This window comes from Enterobacter cloacae complex sp.6700776 (assembly GCF_048284255.1).
Classification (GTDB): domain Bacteria; phylum Pseudomonadota; class Gammaproteobacteria; order Enterobacterales; family Enterobacteriaceae; genus Enterobacter; species Enterobacter intestinihominis.
The window spans coordinates 1-259 of sequence record NZ_JBLVYK010000346.1; the positions used below are offsets into that span (position 1 = coordinate 1).

Annotated in this window: 1 pseudogene; it reads left to right on the plus strand. The window is 43.2% G+C overall.

Annotation, left to right across the window (positions count from 1 at the left end):
• Nucleotides 1–216 (plus strand): annotated as a pseudogene (locus ACNQ0T_RS24565) (DUF805 domain-containing protein); the annotation flags it as partial.
• Nucleotides 217–259: the final 43 nt, after the last annotated feature.

Below are 259 nucleotides of genomic sequence, written 5' to 3' on the forward strand. Positions count from 1 at the left end.
GGTAAACCGGGAGGATGGTTTGCTTTAGTCGTGTTAGCTTTTGCTCTTTTTTCCTTCGATGTCAGCCAATTGGCCGAAATTTGGCAATGGGGTATTGGGCGCTTTCTTCCATTGCTGATTACGATGATGATGCTGATTGATTGTGGCGTTTTTGTAGGAATGGAAGGTGAAAATCCGTATGGAGAAAAGACAGATAAGGTCGATTATCTGTCTTAGCAGTTAGGCTATTACCAGTACTGTTCGCTAGTAATATGTCCCG